Source organism: Sphingomonas sp. URHD0057, assembly GCF_000620665.1.
Classification (GTDB): Bacteria; Pseudomonadota; Alphaproteobacteria; order Sphingomonadales; family Sphingomonadaceae; genus Sphingomicrobium.
On record NZ_JIAU01000007.1, the window covers coordinates 150,414 to 173,826 of the forward strand.

The 23,413-nt window shown below is 64.5% G+C and carries 21 protein-coding genes; 11 read left to right on the forward strand and 10 right to left on the reverse strand.

The window, feature by feature from the left end; genetic code table 11:
• Positions 1-189: 189 nt before the first annotated feature.
• Positions 190-909, reverse strand: a complete 720-nt coding sequence (locus N539_RS18420; protein WP_197018357.1) for an imm11 family protein — start codon at positions 907-909, stop codon at positions 190-192.
• 151 nt (positions 910-1,060) lie between these two features.
• Between N539_RS18420 and N539_RS0106535 the strand changes: the two genes are divergently transcribed.
• Positions 1,061-1,345 carry a hypothetical protein gene (locus tag N539_RS0106535; protein WP_028969620.1) on the forward strand — a complete coding sequence of 95 codons (285 nt, stop codon included), beginning with the start codon at positions 1,061-1,063 and terminating at the stop codon, positions 1,343-1,345.
• 51 nt (positions 1,346-1,396) lie between these two features.
• Here N539_RS0106535 and N539_RS15830 read toward each other — a convergent pair whose 3' ends face one another.
• Entirely contained in the window at positions 1,397-4,726 is a 3,330-nt protein-coding gene (locus N539_RS15830; protein WP_037552423.1) for an amidohydrolase family protein, read from the reverse strand.
• Positions 4,727-4,854: 128 nt separating this feature from the next.
• Between N539_RS15830 and N539_RS0106545 the strand changes: the two genes are divergently transcribed.
• Positions 4,855-5,145, forward strand: a complete 291-nt coding sequence (locus tag N539_RS0106545) for a DUF3297 family protein (RefSeq protein WP_028969621.1) — start codon at positions 4,855-4,857, stop codon at positions 5,143-5,145.
• On the opposite strand, the gene N539_RS0106550 is transcribed toward N539_RS0106545, so the two are convergent.
• Genes N539_RS0106550 through N539_RS0106560 form a run of 3 tightly spaced genes read right to left on the reverse strand, consistent with a single transcriptional unit; the run spans position 5,146 to position 7,248 of the window.
• Entirely contained in the window at positions 5,146-6,651 is a 1,506-nt protein-coding gene (locus tag N539_RS0106550; RefSeq protein ID WP_156029798.1) for a methyl-accepting chemotaxis protein, read from the reverse strand.
• Positions 6,652-6,653: 2 nt separating this feature from the next.
• Positions 6,654-6,974: a hypothetical protein gene (locus N539_RS0106555; RefSeq protein WP_156029799.1), complete on the reverse strand. Its 321-nt coding sequence runs from the start codon at positions 6,972-6,974 to the stop codon at positions 6,654-6,656.
• Between the two features lie 55 nt (positions 6,975-7,029).
• Positions 7,030-7,248: a hypothetical protein gene (locus N539_RS0106560; RefSeq protein WP_028969624.1), complete on the reverse strand. Its 219-nt coding sequence runs from the start codon at positions 7,246-7,248 to the stop codon at positions 7,030-7,032.
• Between the two features lie 223 nt (positions 7,249-7,471).
• On the opposite strand from N539_RS0106560, the gene N539_RS19115 reads away from it, so the two are divergent.
• The 6 genes from N539_RS19115 (at position 7,472) to N539_RS0106590 (ending at position 10,299) form a co-directional block, all read left to right on the forward strand.
• Positions 7,472-7,603: a hypothetical protein gene (locus N539_RS19115; protein ID WP_269319421.1), complete on the forward strand. Its 132-nt coding sequence runs from the start codon at positions 7,472-7,474 to the stop codon at positions 7,601-7,603.
• Positions 7,596-8,366 carry a PspA/IM30 family protein gene (locus tag N539_RS0106570; protein ID WP_081774241.1) on the forward strand — a complete coding sequence of 257 codons (771 nt, stop codon included), beginning with the start codon at positions 7,596-7,598 and terminating at the stop codon, positions 8,364-8,366. Before N539_RS19115 ends, N539_RS0106570 begins: the two co-directional genes overlap by 8 nt.
• A gap of 16 nt (positions 8,367-8,382) precedes the next feature.
• Entirely contained in the window at positions 8,383-8,787 is a 405-nt protein-coding gene (locus tag N539_RS15835) for a PspC domain-containing protein (protein ID WP_037552425.1), read from the forward strand.
• Entirely contained in the window at positions 8,787-9,017 is a 231-nt protein-coding gene (locus N539_RS0106580) for a hypothetical protein (protein WP_037552427.1), read from the forward strand. Before N539_RS15835 ends, N539_RS0106580 begins: the two co-directional genes overlap by 1 nt.
• Before the next feature lie 105 nt (positions 9,018-9,122).
• On the forward strand, positions 9,123-9,638 hold the full coding sequence (locus N539_RS0106585; RefSeq protein ID WP_028969627.1) for a GNAT family N-acetyltransferase: 516 nt from the start codon (positions 9,123-9,125) through the stop codon (positions 9,636-9,638).
• Positions 9,631-10,299 (forward strand): aquaporin, encoded by a 669-nt coding sequence (locus N539_RS0106590; protein ID WP_028969628.1) that lies wholly within the window; start codon positions 9,631-9,633, stop codon positions 10,297-10,299. The genes N539_RS0106585 and N539_RS0106590 overlap by 8 nt, the downstream gene beginning before the upstream one ends.
• Here N539_RS0106590 and N539_RS0106595 read toward each other — a convergent pair.
• The 4 genes from N539_RS0106595 to N539_RS0106610 all read right to left on the reverse strand — a co-directional run bounded on the left by N539_RS0106595 (position 10,296) and on the right by N539_RS0106610 (position 18,345).
• On the reverse strand, positions 10,296-12,509 hold the full coding sequence (locus N539_RS0106595) for a TonB-dependent receptor (protein WP_051531567.1): 2,214 nt from the start codon (positions 12,507-12,509) through the stop codon (positions 10,296-10,298). The genes N539_RS0106590 and N539_RS0106595 overlap by 4 nt on opposite strands.
• A gap of 148 nt (positions 12,510-12,657) precedes the next feature.
• A complete protein-coding gene (locus tag N539_RS0106600) occupies positions 12,658-15,774 on the reverse strand; it encodes an efflux RND transporter permease subunit (RefSeq protein WP_028969630.1) in 3,117 nt (1,038 codons plus the stop codon).
• Positions 15,771-16,865 (reverse strand): efflux RND transporter periplasmic adaptor subunit, encoded by a 1,095-nt coding sequence (locus N539_RS0106605; protein ID WP_028969631.1) that lies wholly within the window; start codon positions 16,863-16,865, stop codon positions 15,771-15,773. The genes N539_RS0106600 and N539_RS0106605 overlap by 4 nt, the downstream gene beginning before the upstream one ends.
• Positions 16,855-18,345 carry an efflux transporter outer membrane subunit gene (locus tag N539_RS0106610; protein ID WP_156029802.1) on the reverse strand — a complete coding sequence of 497 codons (1,491 nt, stop codon included), beginning with the start codon at positions 18,343-18,345 and terminating at the stop codon, positions 16,855-16,857. The genes N539_RS0106605 and N539_RS0106610 overlap by 11 nt, the downstream gene beginning before the upstream one ends.
• Before the next feature lie 156 nt (positions 18,346-18,501).
• Between N539_RS0106610 and N539_RS0106615 the strand changes: the two genes are divergently transcribed.
• From N539_RS0106615 to xth, 3 genes are all read left to right on the forward strand, one after another.
• Positions 18,502-19,401, forward strand: a complete 900-nt coding sequence (locus N539_RS0106615) for a cation diffusion facilitator family transporter (protein WP_028969633.1) — start codon at positions 18,502-18,504, stop codon at positions 19,399-19,401.
• Positions 19,398-20,582: a threonine synthase gene (locus N539_RS0106620; RefSeq protein WP_051531569.1), complete on the forward strand. Its 1,185-nt coding sequence runs from the start codon at positions 19,398-19,400 to the stop codon at positions 20,580-20,582. Before N539_RS0106615 ends, N539_RS0106620 begins: the two co-directional genes overlap by 4 nt.
• 226 nt (positions 20,583-20,808) lie before the next feature.
• Positions 20,809-21,582, forward strand: a complete 774-nt coding sequence (gene xth, locus N539_RS0106625) for an exodeoxyribonuclease III (RefSeq protein ID WP_028969635.1) — start codon at positions 20,809-20,811, stop codon at positions 21,580-21,582.
• Positions 21,583-21,587: 5 nt separating this feature from the next.
• On the opposite strand, the gene N539_RS15840 is transcribed toward xth, so the two are convergent.
• Complete coding sequence (locus N539_RS15840) at positions 21,588-23,360, reverse strand: TIR domain-containing protein (RefSeq protein WP_051531571.1); 1,773 nt, start codon at positions 23,358-23,360, stop codon at positions 21,588-21,590.
• Positions 23,361-23,413 lie beyond the last annotated feature (53 nt).

Sequence of the window (23,413 nt, forward strand, 5' to 3'; positions counted from 1 at the left end):
CGACCCACCCCGGCAAGGCCTGCTCGCAAGCGCGCAAGTAGCAGTTCGCTCCCGCGACGTCGCGCAAACTCTCGTCTGCCGATATCCGGCTTTCCGCACATCTCGGTTATGTCCACTTTCGACCCACTGCGGACATTAGCAATCCCAAGGCATGTTCCTCGCGGAGGGTCGATGTTCGGCCTCGAACGATTAGACTTCCTTCATCTGGAAGTGCCTGGGGATACGCAGACCTGCGTCGGCGATTTCCGCCTGTAATCTCTCTGAGATGCACAGCAGGAAACTAGCTATTCTCCGCTCATACCACAGGTGCGAGCCGGTAAAGTCCGCCTTGCGGAAGGCAAGGCCGCACATGTCTTTGGGTTTTTCCGAGTGCTGTATTTTGTCGCAATCCTTTCTGAACGATCCTTTGTTGCTGTGCTCCTCCGAGAAGCTGTCCAGCTCTTGCTGGACAATGAGAATGTAACGGGGAGTCGGGGGCGGCGAGCCTCGGATTGGCCGAACCTCGATCGGGAAAAAGCGATGCACGCCGGGCTCTAGCCATTCGATGAATGCTTTCAGCGGTTCGTCCACGGAGAAAACCGGACCAGCAAACAAAGCCAGAGAAGGATGCTTGCTGCAATTACCCTTGGCATGAAAATACGTGGGGACTTCATGACTCAGTATGGCAGCGGTCGATCGGTCATCGATTCTTTGACGACGCTGCGGGCGCACCGAAAACTTCCCGATGGCATGACATGCGTACCAATGGGCTCCATTATTATGTTCGTCTTGGAAGATTGCCTGGTCTTGGGCGGACATATCGTTATCGAAATGCCGCTTTAGGCGTTCGCGCCACCCGCTTGAGACACCTTTCCGGCCCTCGAACTCACCAGCCAGATAAAAATCATTGCTCACCGGAGGGTGGTTCATTCCCCAAACCATCGATTGCCTCCTAGACCGGAACTGTCCGCTTTCCACTCACTCTTGCCGTCTGAGTCCGACCCATTGCAGACATTAGATCCGTCAGTCACTCTGCTCGTTGAGGGAGCACACATGAATGCGCTTCAAACGACTAGCCCTCATGGCTGGGGCCTTCCCCGTCGTAGCAGCTGCGACCCTCGCCTTTACCGGGAGTGTCGTGCTTCTCGACCCCAGCCGAAAGGTCAATTCAGCGCAGTTGATCGATGGGTGGGGCCATAAGCAGCCGCTTCTCAACCTAGCTTATGTGCGCGTCGGCGTCCCGAGGATCGAGGGCGCAGTTCAGATAAGCTGCAAGAACGGCAAGGTGGTCGAACGCGGTTATGTCACGCCCGGCGCGCCGACATGGCAGAAGCTAGGTGACACCTGCTCGACTAGTCGTTCCTAACGTCTGCTTTCCACCCAAAGCAGACACTTGCTCGCGAGCGAACTCTGAGCGTCAATCCTCGTGCGGGACGCCGACCGTCGTGCCTTCGGAGTAATTGCCGCCCGCGGACTGATGGAACCAGAACGGCTTCGTCTTGTGGGTGCCGCCGGCGACGGCGTTCAAGTCGCCGTCGAGAAGCATGCCGTTGATCATCGTGTAACGGACGCTCGTGGAGTTGTGGATGTCGTCGAGCGGATTCTTGTCGAGCACTACGAGGTCGGCGAGCTTGCCGGCTTCGATCGAGCCGAGGTCGTGGTCGAGTCCGTGCGCGCGAGCCGGGTTGATCGTCGCCGTGCGCAGCGCTTCCATGTTGCTCATCCCGCCGAGCGCGAAGCCCCATATCTCCCAGTGGGCGCCAAGTCCTTCGCGCTGCCCGTGCGCACCGATTGAAACGGGGATGCCCAAGTCGCTGATCTGCTTGGTCTGGCGGGCGACGTTGAGAAGATTGTCCTCATCATCGGGGACGATCGTCGGGCGGCGCGCACGCGCGTCGAGCAGTCCCTGCGGCGCCCATTTCGCCTCGATCGGCTCGGCCCAGGCTTGGGTGTGCTGGTACCAATGATATTCGCCGAATGGGCCGCCGTAGGCGACGACCAGAGTCGGGGTCCAGGCCGTCTTCGAGCCGCGCCAGAACTGCAGCACGTCGTCGTAGATGTGGGGCACCGGGAGCGAGTGCTCGATCGTGGTGTGGCCGTCGGCGATCTCCGTCATGTTGTGCATGAACAGCGACCCGCCCTCGGGCACGACCTCGAGGCCGAGCTGGCGCGCGGCCTCGATGACCATCTGGCGTTGCTCGCGGCGGGGCTGGTTGTAGCTTTTCACCGACCACGCGCCGGACGCCTTGAGGCGGCGGAGGTTGGTCAAAGCGTCCTCCTCCGAGCCGACCTCGACCATGAAGGGAGTCTCGGCTCCGTAGAGGATGGTGCCGGTCGAGAAGACGCGAGGGCCGAGGATCTTGCCGGCCTTCTGCAGCTCGGACGAGGCGAACACTTCGTGCGTGTCGGCGGAAGGGTCGTGGACCGTCGTCACGCCGTAAGCGAGTGAATTGTAATAGACCCAGTCCTGATCGGGCACGACCTGGTCGGACGCGTGGGGCCCGTGCCAATGGGCGTCGATGAAGCCGGGCAGGATCGTTTTCCCAGCCGTATCGATGACCCGCGCTCCGGCCGGAACCGCGACGGTTGCCGCCGGCCCGACCGCGGAAATGCGGTTGCCGTCGATGAGGATGGTGCCGCCCTCGATCACCTGATCGCCGTTCATGGTGACGATGCGGGCGTTGGTCAGCGCCAGCATTCCGGTCGGGTGCGGCGCGGCCGAGACGAAGCCGAGGTGCGCGATCGGCGGCGGGGCGCCGGTCTTGGCGCCGTCGAACCCGGCGAGGTCGACGCGGCGCGCATAGAGGTCCGGCCCTTGCGTCCAATAGAGCGTGCTGCCGTCGCCCGACCAGTGGAGATAGTCGCCGGCGTCGCCGCTGACTTTGGTTTGCGGCAGCGCCTTGGCGTCGGCGGCGATGTCGATCGTGCGGCCGCTGCGCACGAACGGCATGACGAACGCCTGGTAGCGCTCGGTCCATCCGATGAACTGCTCGTTGGGCGACAGCGCGAACTCCGCGGCGTTGGTGCCCTTGAGGTGGGTGATCGGGTCGGCGCCGGTCACGTCGACGGACTTGAAAAGTTGGTTATTGTCGCTGTCGGCATCAACGAAGAAGACGCGCTCGCTGTCCTTGCCGAATTGCGGGAAGGTGCCGGACTTGGACAGGCGCTTGGGCTTGGCGCCCTTGTCGAGCGAGAGGACGTAGATGCCCGGATCGATTCCCCATAGCGGTGTCGCGAGGAAGCCGTCCGAGCCCTTGCGGTAGGCGATCATCCGCCCGTCGGGAGAGAAGGACGGCTCGCGGTAATAACCCGGCTCCGGAGTGACGGTCCGGCCGGTTCCGCCGCCGGCGGTGACGACCTTGATCGCGCCGCCCTTGTCGTCGTCCCAGGTGACGTAGGCGATCTGGCGGCCGTCGCGCGACCAGACCGGATAGGCTTCGCGCTCGTCCGACTTGGTCAGCCGGCGCGGAGCCGCGTTGCCCGCAATGTCCTTGATCCACAGGTTGCCGAGCGCTTCGTAAACGACGCGCCGGCCGTCGGGGCTGGCGTGGGCGAAGCGGGTCATCTTCACATCGAAGCTGTCCTCGCCGATGCGCTTGTCGACGTGGAGCGCATCCTCGACGAAGCGCGATCCGGTGACATGGAAGGGAATGTCGGTGACGGCTTTGGTGGCGACGTCGATGCGGTGGATGTGGCCGCCGGCCCAGTAAACGATCGAGCGGCCGTCCGGAGTCCAGCTGATCCCCGGATAGACGTTATGGATCGCCCAGGTTTCCTGCATGTCGCGCTCGAGCCCGTCGGTCAGCGAGTCGATTCGTCCCGAGGCGATATCGAGCAGCATGAGGTTCGACTTACCGCGGATGCGGCGGACGAAGGCGAGCGTTTTGCCGTCGGGCGACGGTGTGGGGCGAACCGCGCCGCCGGGACCTGTAACGTAGGGGTCGATATCCCCCGTCTGCCGGTCGAGGCGCTGGATGACGTAGATCTGGCCGTTGGGGTCCTTGCTGTACTGGAAGATCTCGCCCGGCGTCGCGTCGTCGGAGAAGTAGAGATAACGGCCGTCGGGCGAGAAGACCGGCTCGTTCGTGTCCTTCTGCTTGGTCCGCGCCTTGGTCATCTGGATGCCCGAGCCGACGCCGGTTCGGTGGTAGAGCCACATCTCGCCCGAGCCGAGGGAGCGCGCCGAGCTAAAGTGCTTGCGGGCGACGATGTAATTGCCGTCCGGCGTCCAGTCGGGGCCGTTGAGCAGGCGGAAGCTTTCCTTGGTGATGGCGCGCGGAGCGGTGCCGTCGCGGTTCATCACCCAGATGTTGTCGCCGCCGCCGCGGTCGGAGGTGAAGGCGATCTCGCGGCCGTTCGGCGAGTAGCGCGGCTGCATCTCCCACGCATTGCCGGTCGCCAGCGGGCGCGCTTCGCCGCCGGTGATCGGCATGACGTAAATGTCGCCCAACAGGTCGAACGCGATCTCCTGACCGTCGGGGGACACATCGAGGTTCATCCACGTCCCCGACGTCGTATCGATCGGCACGTCGTGGCCCGGGCCGTGGCGCGCGTTGACGTCCCACTTCTGCTCGTCCTTGCCGCCGGTCGGAGCGGACGCAATGTTGGCCGGCTTGGCCTGGGTCATCGGCTCGGCGGCGCCCGGCTGCGGGATCGGTGGCGCAACCGGCGGGGTCGGTGCCGGCTGGGCGGATGCGCCGACCGCAAGCAAAGCGGTGGCGGCGAGCAGAAGCGAACGATGAAGCATGGCGAAAACCCCTCCCGAGAGAAATCCTTGGACAGGCTCACGCGCGAAGGCAATCGGACGCGCCCGCGTTCGTCGAAGGGGGACTCCCGTTTGTTGACGCGCAAGGTTCGGCTGACTAGCCGCGCGGCATGGCCGACACTTCACCAGACACGCCGCCCGACCGCCTCTCGCTCGATCCGCGCAGCCCCTATTTCGATGAGGCGCTGCTGAGCCGCGGCGTCGGCATCAAGTTCAACGGCCAGGAAAAGACTAGCGTCATCGAGTACAGCATCTCGGAAGGCTGGATCCGCGTCGTCGCCGGCAAGAGCCGCGACCGCTTCGGCCAGCCGATGACGCTCAAGCTTCAGGGCAAGGTCGAGCCCTATTTCGAAAGCCCGCCGGAAGCCGCGGACGACGCCGGCGCGGCGGACGCCGGCTGATCAGGCGGCGCGGAGCTTCGAGAGGAAGCTTCCGGTCGCCGACTGAAGTCCGGTGGCGATCCGGCTGAGGGTTGCGGCAGACGCCTTCACTTCCTCGGAAAGCTGGACCGCCTCGCCGGTCGAGCGTGCAACGTCGCCGACCCGACGGGCCATGGCATCGGCGCCGGCGGCGCTTTCGGCGGCATTGTTTTCTATCACCACCGCCACCGAACGCTGGTCGGCAATCTCGCGCCGCATCAGCGCCGCCGCGTCGGCGAGCTCGCCCATGCCTTGCGAAATCTGCTCGACCGCGGCGCGCGCTTCGTCGGCGCTGCTGCCGACGCCCGACACGAGGGCATTGATCTGGCCCGTCGCCTCGGCTGCTTTCCCGGCGAGTCCCTTGACCTCCACGGCGACGACCGCGAAGCCGCGGCCGGCATCGCCGGCCCGGGCGGCTTCGATGGTCGCGTTGAGCGCGAGCATGTTGGTTTGCGCGGCAACGCTCTCGATCAGCGTGACGAAGCCCTCGATGTCCGCCGTGCGGTGGGAGAGGTTGGCGATCGCTGTGCGCCCGGTCTCGGACGTCTGGTGGGCGAGCTGGCCGAGCTGCGCCTGCTGGTCGGCCGTGGCGGCGATGCTGGCGATGGATTTGGACAATTCGCTGACCCGAGCCGAGACCTCGAGCGCGCTCCGCGATGCCGAAGTCGCTTCGTCCGCCGCGGCCGACGACTGTTCGCCGGCCTCATTGGCGAAGCGGTGCATGTCGTCTGCTGCGTTCGCCAATTGCTCCGCGGCGGTACCGACCGATTCGACGATTTTGGTCACCGACGATTCGAACGTTTCGGCAAGAGAGAGAAGCTCGTTGCGCCGGGCGTCCGCATTGGCGATTTGCTCGGCTTCCTTGCGCTTGTCGCGCTCGGTCTCGGCGACCGCTTCCGCCGCCTTCACCGCGGCTAGCGCCTCGCGCGCCGATTTGGCCGATTCCTCGCTCGATTCGCGCGCCGCCGCCTGAGTGACGATCAGCCGGCTCATATGGACCATGACCGGGCCGAGCACGCCGAGGACCAAAAGGACCGCGACGGCATGGACCAACACGCGGGCGAGGTCGCCGCTACCGATGAACACCCATTCGGGGGCGAGGTAGCTCAGCAACAGATGATGCGCGGCGATCACCCCGGTTGCCACGGCGATCGGGCGCCAGTCGCATAACAGCGTCAGCGCCGCGAGCCCGGCAAAGAAGTACATATGGCCTTCCATCTGCCACGGATGGCCGTTGAGCAGGTAGACCAACAGCGCGGGCTGGACTGCCGCCATGACGCCGAGGATCGCCCCGACCTGGAAATCGTAGCGCCGCTGCCTCGCGAACCACGTCGGCATCAGGTTGATGACGATCGAAGCGGCGACGGTCTGGGTCTCGTTGCGAAGGTCGAACAGCAGGGTCAACGCCAGCAGCGCGGCGGTCGACACCCAGCCGAGAGCGGTGAGAAGGACAACGCCGCGCAGGCGCAGCTTAAGAAGCTCGTTCACGATCACCCTCCCGAGTGCGAGGCGCCGCACAGCGGCTGGGGCGCCGACAGGATCAACACGCCCTGTCTTAGGAGTTGGAGGAACAACCCCTCGCTCGAGCCGAACACGAGCAATGACCCGGGCAGCGGCCCGGGTCGTTCGGCAACGAGTGGCAGCGGCTTGAGCAGTGCACTGCTCACCGGACTGCCGTCGAGTGGGATGAGAAGCATCTCGCCGCGGTCCGGCGGAGCGAACGCAAGCACGCCCAGCACGGCCGCCGCGAGCGCCAGCTGGGCAGCAAGCGCCACCTGTTTCCGCCGAATTGTCCAGACAGCAATCCGCATGGTCGGATTGCTAATCTAAGTTGGTAAACAGGCGCTTAAGGCGGCTTCGCACGCATTACGCTGAAGGTGTCGCGTCCGGCGGATAAGTGGCGTTTGCGCGGCGCTTGTCGCGCCATTTCCTGAATGCCCATCCGCCGAGCGCGACCGCGGCCAGCGCAGGGACGCCGCGCCGCGCGATGGCAGTCGCGCCATAGCCGAGGATCGCGCCTTTGGCGCCCTTGTTTGGACCGGCGATCTTATTGCCCAGCCACGCGCCTGCAAGCTTACCCAACATACTCGGAACTCCTCATGCGATGTGCGCGGACTCGACGCGCCGGACGCGGTGAATGTTCCCAACCGACCGTTGGCGAATCCTACCAAGTCTTGGTTGGCAAAATGCACCAACCCGCCTCTGTTAGAAGGTTTTTTGGCGGTTTTCCGGGATTGGCACGACCCTTGAATAGAAGACAGCATCGGTCCCGAGGCCAAGCCGACGGATCAAAAAGGGAGAATTTGAAATGTCGCCTTCTTCGTCTCGCACCCTCATCGCTCTCGCCGCTGCGCTGCTGATGAGCACCGTCACCGTCGGCGCCGCAATTGCCCCGGCGCAGGCCAATGCCAACCCTGTCGAGGTTTCCCTCAATGCCTGAACTCGAAGTCCTTGAAGCTCGGGTGCCGGTGCGCACGCCGGTGCTGATCCGGGAGCCCGAAACCAACGCGTCGCGGCTCAGCCCCGTCGCCAGCTGGTTCAGCGGTCCCGTATTCAGCCGCGCTCGCGACATTTTCGCCGCGAACATGACCGAGCTTCTCGACCGGTCGGAAGATCCGTCGAGGATGATCCGCATGATCATCCTCGAGATGGAAGAGACCCTGGTCGAAGTCCGCTCCACCGCGGCCCGCTCGATCGCCGACATCAAGGAGATGCGGCGCGCGGTCGTCCGGCTCGACGAGCTTACGGACAATTGGACGGCCAAGGCCGAGCTGGCGCTGAGCAAGGACCGCGAGGACCTCGCCAAGCAGGCACTAGTCGAGCGGCAGAACGCGGCCGAGATGGCCGAGGGCCTCCACGCCGAGATCAGCCAGATCGAGCAGGTGCTCAAGGGCTATGAGGCGGACATCGCCAAGCTCCAGGGCAAGCTGCGCGAGGCCCGGACCCGCCAGAACGCGATCCAGGCGCGGTTCGAAAGCGCCGTCACCCGGGCCAAAGCGCGCGAGATCATGCACGGCAACCGCACCGAGGATGCATTCTCGAAGTTCGAGCTGCTCGAGCGCCGGGCGGATTTCGCCGAAGGCCGCTGCGAGGCGCTGGGCATCACCAGCCTCGAGGACGAGATCGACCAGCTCAACGCGTCGGCCGCGATCGACGCCGAGCTCGAAGCGATGAAGGCCGCGCTCAAAGCGCGCACGAATTGAGGAAGGGACCGAGAGCATGACGCGCAAGATTTATCCGTACTCGCTCGATCGCCACGACGCGAAGATCGCCGGTGTATGCTCAACGCTGGGCGCGAAGTTCGGGATCGACCCGACTTTCATCCGCATCGCGTGGATTGCCGTGCCGCTGCTGACGCCGGTCGACTTCACCACCGCACTCATCGCCTATGCCGTGGTTGGCATCATCCTGGCCGTCCAGAAGCGGCGCGCGATGACCGGCGAACGGCACCTGAGCGACTTCGACCGCATGGACCAGGTCGTGAAGCGCAAGCCGACGGTGCACGCGATGCGCACCGAACTGGACCCGACCGACCGCCGGCTGATGGCGATCGATCATCACATCAACAGCCAGAACGACGAGCTGGCGCGCGAGATCGAAGCGCTCCGGCAGGAGGAGAAGTGATGGACGCGATCATGATTGCCGCGCTTTCGGTGAGCATTATCCTGGGCTTGGGCGCCGCGAGCCTGATCGGCCTGAAGGCGTGGAGCGGATGGCTTGACCTCAAGCGACTCGAGCTGACCCAGGCCGCCGGCGACCGCACGCTGCCCCCGGCCAGTGGGCGGATCGAGATCGCCGACCTGCGCGAGCGCGTCCGCAAGCTCGAGGCGATCGCCGCCGGCATCGACATCTAAACTTTCGCGCACCCAGATTCCCCGGTTGCGCCTGCCTAGAGGCGGTTCGGTATACCCTTCCCGAGCCGCCTCTTCCTTTTGCGGCGTGCGTGATATTGGGTGCGGGTGACGACCATTCGCGCCGCACGGACCGATGACGCCGAGGCGATCGCGGCCATCTATGCGCATCATGTGCTGCACGGCACCGCGAGCTTCGAGGAGGAGCCGCCGACGATGCTATTCTGGCGGGACAAACTCACCGCCGTGCTGTCGAAGGGCTGGCCGTTCCTGGTCACCGAGCTCGACGGGGAGGTCATCGGCTATGCCTACGCCACCCAATTCCGCGACCGGCCGGCCTATGCCCACACATGCGAGAACAGCATTTATGTGCACCATCAGCACCTCGGGAAAGGGATCGGGCGCGAGCTCCTGGAGCGACTGATCGGCGCCGCCCGCGACGCCGGCTTCCGCCAGATGATCGGCGTGATCGGAGGCGGCGAGCCGGCATCGGTCGCGCTGCACCGTACATGCGGCTTTGGCGAAGCGGGGCGGATGCGCTCGGTCGGGTTCAAGTTCGGCCAGTGGCTGGACACGGTCTACATGCAGCTATCGCTGATCGAGAAGGATTTGCCCAATGGATGATGCACCGCCTCTCGGCCGGCGCCTCGCGGCGGAGGGTATCGGTTCATTCTTCCTGTTCGCCACCGTGATCGGCTCCGGGATCATGGCCGCGAACCTCAGTCGAGGGAATGACGCTGTCGCCCTGCTAGGCAACACCTTGGCAACGGGCGCGATGCTGTTCGTTCTGATCGCCGTCCTCGGCCCCATCTCGGGCGCGCACATGAATCCGGCGGTGAGTCTCGTCGCGGCGTCGCGGCGCGAGCTTAGCTGGCGCGACGCGGCGGCTTACATCGCCGTTCAACTTGCGTTTGGAATCCTAGGCGCGTGGGCCGCGCATTTGATGTTCGGTCTGCCGACGCTGCAGCTGTCCGTGAAGGCGCGGAGCGGTCTCGGCCAATGGACCGGCGAATTTATAGCGACATTTGGGCTTATTCTGACCATTCTAGGCACCGTCCGCTTTCGGCGCGAATGGGTTCCGGCGACCGTGGGCCTCTACATCACCGCCGCCTATTGGTTCACCTCGTCGACCAGCTTCGCTAATCCGGCGATCACAATTGCCCGCAGCTTGTCGAATACCTTTGCCGGGATTGCGCCGCAGGACGTGCCGCAGTTCATCGCGGCCCAGCTGATCGGCGCGGCAGCCGCTGCGCTGATCGCCCGGCAGCTATTCGATGGCGCCTAGAACTTCTTCGAGATGCCCGCAAAGGCGCCGCGGCGTTCACCCCATTGCGGGGCGCCGACGCCGACGCCCTCGCCGCTCCGGATCTGATAGACCTTGTCGAACAGGTTGAGCACGTCGGCGCGGATCGTCACGCCCTTCAATATGCCGGGGCCGCTGAAGTTCTGCGAGAGGCCGGCATTGAGCACGAAGTAGGACGGCAGCTCGCCGCCATTGGGAACTATCCCGGCGGGGTCGTCGGTCCGGAGGCCGGACGCGAAGATGAAATCCGCGGTCGGCACCAGCGTCCCGAGCCGGTTGCGGATGGTGTAGCTTCCGCCGCCCGAAGCGGTCCATTTCTGCGAATGGTCGGTGTAGATGTAGTGGTTCTGGATGTAGGCGAGCTCGTCGGGCGCGAAGAAATATTGGGCCGAGTTGATGTCCTTGGCCTTTTCCTGGCCGCGCGCGACGTTTGCGTAGAGGTCGATCGGCCCGTGCGTATAATTGCTGCTTAGCTCGACACCCCAGGCGTAGCCCTTGGCATAATTGAACGGGGACAGGACGACCGCGGCGCCGAACTGCCCTTCGTCGAGCAGGTTGCGCTTGATCTTGTAATAAGCGTCGAGCCCAAGCTTGAACCCGCCGTTAAAGCGCTGCTCGACGCCGGCGTCGAAATAATGCTCGCGTTCCGACTTGACCGGATCGCCGGTCTTGATTTCGGACTCCTTGGTGGTGCCGTTGTAGAGCGCGACGGTGGCCGGTGCGATCAGCTCCTGCGGCGGCGGGGTGAAGGTGCGTGCATAGCCGACGTGCAGGGTCGTCAGCGGCGTTGCGCGCCATACCAGGTTCGCGCGCGGGCTGAGCTGCCGCTCGTGAGTGAACGCGTGAACGATGTCGTAGCGGGCGCCGTAGTTGAGCGTCAGCGTCGGGGTGAGCTTCCACTCGTCCTGCAGATAGGCGCCATAGAGCTGGCCGGTCTTCTTTCCGCGATCGACGATGTTGATCAGAACGTCGCTGGTTTGATCGCCGAACTCGTCGATCGGAAGGACGCTTGAGACGACGTTTGAAGTGGTGTGCTCGTTCTGGAAAAAGACACCGAAGCGCAGCGTGTGGTTGCTGCCGAGCTGCTGGCTGGCGTCGGCCTGGATTCCCGTTGCGAGGCTGGACAGCCGCGCCGCGTCGGCGAAGCCGGTGAAGATGATGTCGCCGAAGTTCGGATCGGGCGTGAACCGCGTCTGCGAATAGCGGACGAACGGCGCGATCTGGAAATTGAGCGTGTTGCCGGCATATTGATAGGCGGCGACGCCGTAATGGGTGATCTCGCGCTGGTTCTGGTCGAGCTTCGCGGCATCGGCGCTACTGACGCCGTTGACGGTGAAGTCACCGCCCACGCCGGTGACGTTCGGGATCTGGAAATGGCCGATGAAGCTGCCGCCGAACACGGCGATGCGGCTGCTGTCCGAAAGGATGTCGGAAACGTAGGCGAACGGCCGGAATTGCGTCGTCCGGTCGTGGATCGCGCGGCGCGTCGGCAGCGGATTCTCGATGCCGAGATCGTTGCGAAGATAGCTTGCGGATGCGAAGTAGCTGAGATTGCCGCTCGAGCCCTCGATCATCGCGCTGGGCTCGAGCCAGCCGAAGCTGCCGCCGTAGATGCCGACTTCGCCGCCGTTTTCGAGCAAGCCCGACTGCGTCTTGAAATTGACGACTCCGGCCGTGCGATAGCCGTATTGTGCGGGGAGCGTCCCGGTGATGAGCTGGATCGAGCTCGCGATCCTTGGATCGAAGGTCGTGCCAAACCCGCTGATGCTTTCGGGCACGATCACGCCGTTCAGCCGGTACTGAAGGTTCGCGTGCTCGTTGCGGACGTGGATGACGCCGTAGCTGTCCTGGACCACTCCGGGCGCCTGGAGCAGCGACTTGTTCAGGGTCAGGTTCGTGCCGCCCGGCTGCTTCTCCAGCGCTTCGCGGTCGAACGTATATTGGCTCGCACCGAGCGAAGGCGTGATCGAATCGCGCGCGATGTCGAGCCGGCGACCAGTGACGACAATATTATTTGAGGCCGCGGGCGGCGCTGCATTGGGCGATGCCGGCGGAACGTCCGCCCTGGGCTCCGCCTGCGCCGTGGTGGCAGTATCCGACACCACCGGCACATTTGCAGGGTTCGACTGAGCGATCACCGGTGAGAACGGAACGATGACGGCGGCCGTGGCCAGGAAAGCGGTGCGGTCCATGGATGCCCCTATTCGATCGGATCGAAGGCGACCTAGATTGAACGATATATTGTCGCAAGAGGATGTTATACTATTTCTGCGATTTCACGGCAGACCGGCTGAGGCATTCGACGAGCGGTTGGAGGCGCCGTTGCCGTCGCCTCGCAGGTCAAACCTCGAGACGATCGCCCTCCCGAGCGACCATGGCGTACAGTGCCGGCATCAAGAAGACGACGATCAGCAGGCAGGCAATCAGTCCGCCGACGATCACCACCGCGAAGGGGCGCTGCGTGTCGGTGCCGACGCCTGTGGCGAGCGCGGCCGGCAAAAGCCCGAGAGCGGCGACCAGTGCAGTCATCATGATCGGCCGCAGGCGCAGGATCGCGCCTTCGCGGATGGCTTCGCCGAGCGGCGTTCCGGCAAGGCGAAGTTCGTTGACGTAAGAGATATAGACGAGTGCCGTTTGTACCGAGACGCCGAACAGCGCGAGGAAACCGATGCCGGACGAAACCGAAAAGGCAGTGCCGGTGATCCACAGCGCGAGGATTCCGCCGACTGGCGCGGACATCAGGACGCCGATCAGCGCGATCGCCGGGAATTTGAAGTTTCGATAGAGCAAGAACAACAGCAGGAAGATCAGCAGCAGCGTCAACGGCACGATGGCCATGAGCTGCGCGCGGGATGCCGTATATTCGGTATATTCGCCGCCCCAGTCGACGCGGTAGCCTTGGGGGAGTTGAACCGTGCGCGAGACTTGCGCCATCGCGTCCTCGACGGCGCCCGCAAGGTCGCGGCCCTCGACCGAGAATTGGACACCGATGAAGCGGCTGTTGTCTTCGCGATAGATGAACGACGCACCGTTGCTGACCGAGATATCGGCAAGCTCCTTCAGCGGAACGTGCTGGCCGGCCGGGGTCGTCACGAGAATGTTGCCGATCGCGACGGGATCGTCGCGATATTTGCCGGAGAGCCGAACGACCAGGTCGAACTCCTTTTCCTGCTGCACGACCTGGGTGGCGACGTCGCCGCCGATCGCGGTCTGGATCAGGCCATTCACGTCGTCGACGTTGATTCCGTAGCGGGCGATCCTGGCCCGACCGATTGAGATCGAAAGGCTGGGCTGACCGAGTTCCCGAACCAGCGTCACGTCGCGGATGCCGCGGACATGCTCGAGCACCGCCTTGATCGCGTTGCCCTTTTGCTCGAGCGTGACGAGGTCGGGGCCGAAGATTTTGACGGCGAGCGCGCTTTTAAGACCCGTCTCGGCCTCGTCGACCGCGTCCTCCGCCGGCTGGGTATAGTTGAAGGTGATGCCGGGGAAAGACTTGAGCTTGTCGTTGATCGCGGCGATCAGCTGCGGCTTGGTATGGATCGAGCCGCTCCATTGGGAATAAGGCTTCAGGCCGACGAAGAACTCGGCGTTGAAGAAGCCCGTGGCATCGGTGCCATCATCGGGCCGGCCGTGCTCGGAGCCGACGACCGTCACCTCCGGGAACGACGCGATAATCGCCCGGATCTGCGGCACGACCTTCGCCGATTCATCGAAGGAGATCGTCGATGGCATGGTCGCCCGCACCCACAGCGCGCCTTCGTCCAAATGCGGCATGAATTCGGCGCCGACGTCGGCGAAGATCAGCAGCGACGCCAGCAACAGCGCAGTGCAGGCGGCGATCGTTCCGCGTGGCCGAGCCAGGCAATAGTCGAGGCCGCGCGTGTAGGCTGAACGGATTCGCTCGAAGCCGGCGTTGCGGCGTTCGCGCACTCCGCTGCGCATCAGCAAGTAGCAGAGCACTGGAAGAACAGTCAGAGTGACGATCAGCGAGCCGATCAGCGCGAAGATCATGGTATCGGCCATCGGCTTGAAGAGCACGCCCGACGGTCCGGCGAGCACATAGATGGGGAGGAAGCTGACGACGATCACGATAACGGAATAGAACAGCGGCCGGTCGACCTCGTCCGAGGCCTCGCGGATGATTTGCATGAGGCCCGCGGCAGAGTCCTCGCGCTCCGCGAGGCGACGATAGATATTCTCGACCATGATCACGGCGGCGTCGACCAGAATGCCGAAGTCGATCGCGCCGATCGACAGCAGGTTCGCGGACGCCCCCTGCAGGTCGAGGCAGGCGAAGGCGAACAGCAAGGATAGCGGAATGGTGACGGCGACGATCAGCCCCGCCCGCACATCGTAGAGGAAGAAAATCAGGATCACGACGACGAGCAACATGCCGCGCAGCAGGTTGCGCTCGACGGTGAGCACCGTTTCGTGGACGAGATCTGAGCGATCGTAGAAAGGCACCACCTTCACGTCCTTCGGGAGGACGCTGGTGTTGAGCTCGCGAGTCTTCGCCTCGACTCCCTTCAGCACACTCTGCGTCTGCTCGCCGGTGCGAAGCATGATGACGCCTTCGACCGCGTCATTCTGACGATCGATCCCGAACTGGCCGAGCCGCGGTGCGATGCCGAGCGTGACCTGGCCGACGTCCTTGACCAAAGTCGGTATGCCGTTGTGCACGGCGACGACGACGTTGCCGATGTCTTCGAGGCTTTGGAGTCGGCCGAGACCGCGGACATAATAGAATTGGCCGCCCTGGGAATAGAATCCGCCGCCGCCATTGCCGTTGTTGGCGCCGAGCGCACTTTCGACCTGTTGCGGCGACACACCCGCTCCGGCGAGACGATATTGATCGAGCAGCACCTGGTACTGCATCGTTCCGCCGCCGAACCCGGAATCGTCGGCAACCCCGGCGACCGATCGATACTGCGGCTCCACCGTCCAGTCTTCAAACGTCTTGAGTTCGGTCGGCGAGCGGTCGGGGCTCTGCAGCGTGTAGCGATAGATGAGCCCGGACGGCGAGGTCAGCGCCTCGACATCCGGCGTCACCCCGCTCGGCAGATCGAGATCGGCGACGCGGTTGAGGACTTGTTGCCGGGCGAAATTGCGATCGGTGTTCTGGTCGAACGTGATGTCGATCGAGGATAGCGCGTAGAGCGACACCGAGCGAAGGTTGTTCTCCTTCGGGATCCCGTTCATTTCGCGCTCGATCGGGACCGTGATCAGCCGTTCGATCTCTTCGGCGGAATGGCCGGGCCATTGCGTGTTAATCGAGACCATCGGCGGCGACAGGTCCGGGTAGGCGTCGACCGGCAAGCGGGTCCACGCGCGAATGCCCGCGCCGATCAGGAGCACGGTGAGCAGCAGCACGAGGATGCGTTGTTCGAGGCTGACGGCGACGATGCGGTTGATGAAGGAGCCGGCGGGTGGCTCAGCCGGATCGCCCTCGGTCATTGGCTCTGCATGAACTGAAGGAAGATCGCGCCGTCGGCGACAACGCGGTCGCCAGCCTGGAGGCCGCTCGTCACATCGTAATTCTGGCTGTCGCGATACCCCAAGCTGACATGGCGGCGGGTGAAGCTCCCGTCGGGCATGGCCAGATACACGAACGGCAGATTCTGATCGTCGCGAAGCACCGCCGATGCCGGCACCAGAAGGCCCGTGCTGACGCGCCCCGATTCGATCGAGACGTCGACGTACATTTGCTTCTTCAGGAGGTCACCCGGATTGGGTGCCACCACCCGGGCAACGACCGCCCGGGTGTCGGGATCGACCGAAGCGGAGATGTTCTCGACCGTGCCGCGGAACGGGCCAGTGCCGTTGCCGGGATCGATCTGCGCTGCGTCATGCACCCCGACATTGGCGAGGTCGCCGGGCGCGATCTGCGCCAAGACCCACACTTGGGAAAGATTGGCGACGGTGAATGCGGGCGATGAACCGGCCTGCAGCAACTGGCCCGGCGTGATCTGCTTTTCGACGACGATCCCCGATACCGGCGCGCGGATCACTCCGCTGAGGCCGGATCCGGGACCTGCGCCCAGCGACGCCAGCGCCTGGGCCGCCGCGACCCGGTCGGCTTCGGCGCTTGCTGCGTCGGTTTCGGCCTGGGCTGCCTCTCGCTCCGAGATGCCGTTGTGCGCGGCGAGGTCGCGATCCGCAGTTGCCACTCGCCGCGCGTTCGCCGCGGCAACCGCGGCTTTGCGATACGCTGCGACGGCATTGGCGACGTCGGCGGACGCGACCGCAGCGAGCGGCTGCCCTTTCGCGACCGGCTGGCCGACTGCAACGAAGATGCGCGTGACCGGCCCGGTGAACGGAGAGATGACCGCTGTCGCCTGATTGTTGTCGAAATCGACCGTGCCCGGCGCTTCGATGCGCTGACGGTAGCCGGCGGGTTCGACCGTGAAGAGCCGGATGTGACGTTGCTGGGCTTTGGTCAGCCTGACGTTGGAGACTGCGTTGGCGGGCGCGCCGCCGTCTTCGGGCGAGGAGGAACAGCCCGCCGCGAGGAACGCAAGGCCGATCGCCGTCAACCTACCGATCATTTGCGGCACTCGCGAGCTCGGGGCGGTGCCACCAGCCGCCGCCCAGCGCCTGGAATAGCGCCGCAGTGTCGGTGAAACGGTCAGCTTCGGCCTGGACGAGGCCGAGGCGTGCCTGTTGATAAGCCTGATCGGCGTTCAGGACGGAGAGATAGGCGGCATAGCCATCCTTGTATTGAAGTCGCGCAAGATCGAGGCTTCCCCTGGCGGCGTCAGCGGCTGCTGCCGTGGCCTTCAGCGTTTCCGCGTCGTGGTCGAGTGCAGCGAGCGTATCGGCGACATTCTGGAACGCGGTGAGCACCGTCCCACGATATTGCTCCGCCGTCTGCTGGTAGGCGGCGCGCGCGGCGCGCTGTTGATGGAGCAGCGTCCCGCCGTCGAAGATCGGTGCCAAGAGCGAAGCGCCGATGTTCCAGAAGCCGGTGCCGGGACCGAACAGCTGCCCGATGGCAAGTGCGGTGCTGCCGGCGTTCCCGGTCAGGGTGATGTTGGGCAGGCGGTTGGCGGTTGCGATGCCGACCCCTGCACTCGCGGCATGAAGATTGGCTTCCGCCTGAAGCACGTCGGGGCGCTGCTGGACGAGGACCGAGGGGAGGCTGAGTGGCAGATCCGCCGGAAGGGTCAGACTTGCGAGGCTGAATTTCTCGGCCGCGGCCTGGCCGGGATATCGCCCGGTCAACACGGCGAGGAGATTGTTCTGCTGGTCGCGCTGCTTGAGCAGCGGCGGCAGCGAGGCCTCAAGCTGCGCCAGCTGCGCTTGCTGAGCGACGAGATCGGTGCCGCCCACATAGCCTTTGGACTTTTGATATTGGAGCAGGCTGAGAATTTGGCGGTTGATTCCGATCAGCTCGTTCGTCGCATCGATCTGATCTTCGAGCGAGGCCTCCTGAATGGCCGCGAGCGCGACGTTCGCACTGAGAGTGATATCGACCGCGACCATCTCGAAGCGGCTGGCCTGCTCCTGCGCTGTCAGGCTTTCGACGGTCCGTTTGTTGAGGCCGAACACGTCGGGGACGTAGGAGACGCTGAGCTGCGGCGTCGCCAGCGTGTAGAGAAAGGCGTTGTTGCTCGGTACCGGCGCCAGCGCCGCCGAGGGGTCCTTTTCACGTGTCACCCCAACGCCTGCACTGACCTGGGGCAAAGCGGCTCCGCGCTGGGCGCGGGTGTTTTCATGAGCGACGAGCAGCGCTGCCTTCGCCGCTTTCAAGTCTGCATTGTTGGCCAGAGCCTGCTCGATGAGTGCATTCAATCGTTTCGAGCGAAACAAAGTCCACCAGTCCGCAGGAATGTCGGCTCCAGCGATGAGGTGCTGTGCCGCACCCCCGGGAACTCCGGGCGCTGTCTCGGTCGCCATCGTCGGAGTCGCAGTGTAACTGGAAACCGGAGGCGGCGCCGGCTTGCCGAAATTGGGCCCGACGACGCAGGCGCTCGTCGCCAGCGAAGCGGCAAATACGACGACGGACTGGCGGCGAGAAGCAGTCAATGACGATCCCGAGTTCTGTGGAGCAGGCGTGACGACGCTCAGCACCTTCCGTAGCCAAACGATATACTATCGCAAGATGGCGGCTGGATGAAACGCTGTTCACTTTCGACGCGCGCGGGTTTGGTTTCGACCAAGCGCTCGGTTAGGTCAGCGACAATGGACACGCACAGCCATGCTCACGTGCATAGTCACGCACCCGCGGACTTCGGCCGCGCGTTCGCGATCGGCATCGCGCTCAACCTTGGCTTTGTCGCGGTCGAGACGGTCTACGGCTTCGTCGCCAATTCGATGTCGCTGCTCGCGGATGCCGGTCACAATTTGGGCGACGTGCTGGGACTGGTGGTCGCGTGGGCCGGCGCGATCATGGCCAGGCGCGCAGCTTCGCCCCGGTTCACCTACGGCCTGAAGAAAGCGCCGATCCTCGCGGCGCTGGCGAACTCGCTGTTTTTGCTGATCGCCGTGGGCGCGATCGGCGCGGAAGCGATCCGCCGGCTGTTTCACCCGTCGACGACGCAAGGCGAGACCGTAATCGTCGTCGCCGTCATCGGCATCGTGATCAACGGCGCCACGGCATTGATGTTCGCGCGCGGGCGCGAGCACGACATCAACATCCGCGGCGCTTATTTGCACATGGCGTCGGACGCCGCGGTCTCCGCAGCGGTCGCCTTCGCCGGGTTCGTGATCCTGTGGACCGGCCAGCGCTGGGTCGACCCGATCATGAGCCTCGCCGTGGCGGTCGTCATACTGTGGGGCAGCGTCGGGCTGCTGAAGGAATCGGTGTGGATGTCGCTCGCGGGCGTTCCGGCGGGAATCGACGTCGACCAGGTTGAGCTGGCGCTGGCCGAGCTCGCCGGCGTCGACGCGGTGCACGACCTTCACGTGTGGCCGCTGAGCACCACCGAGACGGCGCTGACGGCGCACCTCGTCGCGCCCGGGGCGGAGTCGACCGACGCGCTGCTGCGGCTCGCGCGCCGCATGCTCCACGACCGCTTCCGGATTGAGCATTGCACGCTGCAGATCGAGCGCGAGCATCTCGAGGACACGCGCTGCGCATGACCGTCACGCATCTCGAATGCTCGCTGACCGGGGAGCGCTACGAGGCCGGCGAGGTCCACAATCTGTCGCGCGCGGGAAAGCCGCTGCTGGTGCGCTACGACTTGCCGGCGGCGGCGCGGACGCTGACGCGCGAAAGCCTTGCCGCGCGCGAGCCGGGCATGTGGAAATGGCGCGAGCTGCTGCCGCACGAGGGCGAGCCGGTCAGCCTCGGCGAGTCCGAGACGCCGATCATTGCGCTGACGCACACCGGCGGACCGAACCTGCTGGTCAAGGACGAGGGGCGGCTGCCGACCGGATCGTTCAAGGCGCGCGGCCTTGCCATGGCGGTGACCATGGCCAGGCATTTCGGGATCGAGCGGATCGCGATGCCGACCAACGGCAATGCCGGGGCGGCGCTCGCCGCTTATGGCGCGCGGGCGGGGATCGAGACGATCGTCATCTGCCCGGCGGAGACGCCGGCAATCAACGTCACCGAGACCGCCACTTATGGCGCGCGCGTCTATGTCGCCGACGGCCAGATCGACGAATGCGGAGCGCTGGTGGGCAAGGGCGCGGCGCAGGGCCTGTGGTTCGATTGCTCGACCTTGAAGGAGCCCTATCGCCTCGAAGGCAAGAAGGTGATGGGGCTCGAGCTTGCCGAGCAGCTCGGCTGGGAGCTGCCCGACGCGATCTTCTACCCGACCGGCGGCGGGACCGGGTTGATCGGCATGTGGAAAGCGTTCGACGAACTGGAGGCGGTCGGGCTGATCGGTCCCAAGCGGCCGCGCATGTGCGCGGTCCAGGCCGAAGGCTGCGCGCCGATCGTTCGCGCGTTCGAGAACGGCGCGGAGTTCGCCGAGCGATGGGAAAATGCGGCGACCGTGGCGACCGGGATCCGCGTGCCCAAGGCGGTGGGCGATTTCCTGATCCTGCGCGCAGTGCGGGAAAGCGGCGGAGCTGCGCTGGCGGTGTCCGAAGAGGCGATCCTTCAGGCGGTCGACGATGCCGCGCGCGACGACGGGTTCCTGTTGTGCCCGGAGGGGGGAGCGGTGCTCGTCGCATGGCGGCTGGCGCTGGAGCGCGGGCTCATCAGCCGCGACGAGCGCGTGCTGCTGTTCAACTGCGCCAACGGAAACAAGTATCCGCTCACGGATCGATCGAAGAGATTGGTTCTGGCGGACGCCGATCCATCGACGCTCTAGGCCCATAAACGAGTAAACCCCGGCAACCGAAGTTGCCGGGGTTCCATGTTTCTTCGACCGAAGTCTCCGAAACACAGTCTCTGTTTAGATGATTCGCCGCCGATGGCGAGTCGAAAATGCGCTGCTGGTTCGGAATCTGTGGGCGAATCGGTGGATAATCCTGTGGGACTCGAGTCCGGCAACGGAATTGCGCTGAGGGGGTTGCAAGATCATGGCGAAACGGCGGCTGCGAATCGCGAGCTACAATATCAACGGCATCAATTCGCGGCTACATGTGCTGACGCGCTGGCTCGAGGAATTCGGGCCGGACATCGTTGGTTTGCAAGAACTGAAGTGCACTGACGACGCGTTCCCGCGCGAGGCGATCGAGGCGCTCGGCTACCAGGCGATCTGGCACGGGCAGAAGAGCTGGAACGGCGTCGCGATCCTGAGCCGCGTCGGCGAGCCGGTCGAAACCCGCCGCGGCCTGCCGCGCGATCCCGACCCGAGCCACAGCCGCTACATCGAGGCGGCGGTGTGCGGCCTGTTGATCGGCAACCTCTATCTGCCCAACGGCAATCCGTGGCCCGGCCCAAAGTTCGACTATAAACTGAAGTGGATGGATCGGCTGTTCGAGCACGCCCGAGACCTGCTCGAGACCAAGTTGCCGGCGCTCTTGATCGGCGATTTCAACGTCATCCCGACCGACGAGGACGTCTACAAACCCGAACGCTGGGACAAGGACGCGCTCTTCTCACCCCAGGCGCGGGAGAAATTCCGTGAACTGGTCGCGCAGGGCTGGACCGACGCGCTGCGCAAGCTCCATCCCGACGAGCGGATCTACACTTTCTGGCATTACTGGCGGAACTCGTTCCAGCGCGATGCCGGCATCCGCATCGACCATGCTTTGCTGAGCCCGCCGCTGGTCAAGAAGCTGAAGGCGGTGGGCGTCGACCGAACTCCGCGCGGGTGGGAGAAGACCAGCGACCACGCGCCGCTGTGGATCGAGGTCGAAGTCTAGGCGCCTTATTTCGCTGGCGAGGAGACCGGCGCTGCGATGGGGTCGGCGATGCCGTGCCGCTTTTTTGCGGCCAGGATCATTTTCTGGAAACGGGGATCGTCGCGGATCGAATCGAAGTCGGTATCGGTGTCGGCAACGCGGACCTGCAACGGCCCGGCCAGCGACAAGGTCGTCCCCAACATCTTGAGCGCGCCCTCCTTGTCCTCAAGGTGAGTGGCGAGAACGCAGGCGAAGTTATAGCGCATGTTAAGATTGTCGGGATCGATCAGAAGCGCGCGATCGATCCATTCACGCGAGCGTTCGCCGTCCCCGAGCAGGGCGTGACCACCGGCCAGAATGCCTAGCGCCGCGCCGTTGCTCGGGTCCTGTCGAACCGCCTTTTCGGCTTCCGAAACCATCATCCGCGCGGCTTCGCGGATCTTGCTCTTCTGCCCAAGCGCGAAATAGCAGGTCGAGAGCATCGCCCAGGCATGGAAGTCGCTTTCCATGACTTCGACCGCCTTTTCGTAGCAACGAGTAGCGGCGGCCACATCACGGCGCAGCAGGTAAAAGCGTCCCGCTTCCTTGTTCACTTCCCACGACTCCGGGCCGAGCCGCAGCGCAGCGTCCATTTTCTCCTTGGCGGCATCGAGGCGCTGCCGATCTTGAAGGCGCTTGACCATCGGGAGGTAGGCTTCGGCTATGTTCGAATCGATCGCGAGGGCGGCGTTGGCGGCGGCGAAGCCGTCATCCATTTCCCGCCCGTAGCCATAGCGCAGGCTCGACTGAGCGATCGCCAGGAGCGCCCAGGCCTGCGCATAATAAGGGTCGATCTCGACCGCGCGGCTGGAAATGCGCATCACTCGCTCTTCGCGGCGGACGTCGCCGTGGTTCCCGGTCACCCAATACTGACGGGCCAAGAGGTACAGGTTGTATGCCTCGACATTGGTTGTCCCGCGCTGCTCGATCGCTTTCTCTTCCTCGGGAAGGAGCTTGATCTTGAGGGCGCGGACGATCGCCTTTGAAATCTCATCCTGAATTTCGAAGATGTCCTCGAGCTCGCGGTCGTAGCGCTCTGCCCAGACATGATCGCCGCTCTCGCCATCGATCAGCTGCGCGTTGATGCGAACCCGCCCGCCGGCTTTGCGGACGCTGCCTTCGAGGACGTGGCTGACGCCGAGCTTGGCGGCGATCTCGCAGATGTCGACCGATCGGCCCTTGAATGTGAAGGCCGTGTTGCGTGCAACCACCCCCAGCGCCGAGATCTTGGATAGGTCGGTGGTGATGTCCTCGCTGATGCCGTCGCTGAAATATTCCTGCTCGGCATCGCCGCTCATGTTGGCGAAGGGGAGCACGCAGACGCAAACCTGGCGGCGGCGCGCGCGAGCCTCCGGGGGCGCTTCCTTCACGGTCGGCGCCAGGGCTTCGACGCTGGCGACCAGCTTGCGCCAGCCCGGGGAGTCGGCTTGCCCATCCCAACCATTGAGGTCGGCGCACTGGATTTGGTTGAACGGCAGCGGTGGAATGCCGCCGTCGAGAGTCGCCTGGATAAGCGTGCCAAGATGGCGCGCGGTGTCGGCTTCGGCGCGAACCCATTCGGACTTCGCCGCCTCGGCCGACCACAACACCACGACGGCGTCGGCAGCCCGCAGACGTTCCTCGATGACCTCGACATAGGCGCGATGCGCGGGAAGTTCGTCGTCGCGCCAAACGCGATGACCGGCGGCGCGCAGCGCCTCCGCCACGCGTACAGCTCGCGGCTCTTCCGAGCGCGCGTAGGAGATGAAGATCTCCGCCATGCCCCAGCCCTGGATATCAGGAGTTAAACCGCGAGTCGAAGGACTTGCTGGCA